This window comes from Nocardia pseudovaccinii NBRC 100343, from assembly GCF_001613225.1.
Classification (GTDB): domain Bacteria; phylum Actinomycetota; class Actinomycetes; order Mycobacteriales; family Mycobacteriaceae; genus Nocardia; species Nocardia pseudovaccinii.
Genome location: NZ_BDBY01000489.1, coordinates 1 through 632, shown reverse-complemented (window position 1 = coordinate 632; position 632 = coordinate 1). Strand labels below are relative to the sequence as shown.

General features: G+C 67.6%; 1 protein-coding gene. It reads right to left on the bottom strand.

Going from position 1 to position 632, the window contains the following annotated elements; translation table 11 throughout:
• On the bottom strand, positions 1-596 hold a 596-nt coding region (locus NP3_RS46075), incomplete at its 3' end, for a serine/threonine-protein kinase (protein WP_507762176.1).
• Positions 597-632: the final 36 nt, after the last annotated feature.

Sequence of the window (632 nt, the reverse complement as noted above, 5' to 3'; positions counted from 1 at the left end):
GGATACTTCGAGTCGTACAACGCCGCGCAAAACATAACCCCCACGACCAGCACCGGCGCCATCACTACGGCTCCCAGTCCGATGATCAGAGCGCGGCGACCGCTGGCCTTGCGCGGGATGTCTGGCGGGAACGGGGTGCGGGGGATCGGTCTGGACGCAATCGCTGCTGCCGGAAGCGATCCGGGTGGAGTTTGCTTCGAAGGCATGGCCGCGGTAGGGGTCTGCGCCACCATAGGTGACCCGGCGCCGATCACCGTGGGCGGTGCTGTGACATGCGCTGCCGCCGCGGCTTGCTGCGATGCGGTCGGATACCTCTGCGCCACAATGGTTTCCGCCGTCCGCGCGGCTTCCGGCGACGGCCGACCCCGCAACGCATCCTGCACGGCCGCGGCGAATTCCACGCAGCTGCCGAACCGCTGCTCGCGCTGCTTGGCCATGCCCCGGGCCAGCACCTGATCGAGTGTGGGCGGCAGGTCGGGGCGGAATCGGGTCACTGGAGGTGCGGGCATGCTCAGGTGTCCGGCGATGACCTGGGCGGGATGTTCGGCATCGAAGGGTGTGCGGTGGGCCAGCAGCGTGAAAAGCGTGCAGGCCAAGGAATATTGGTCGGTACGAGGATCCACTTCGGAGCC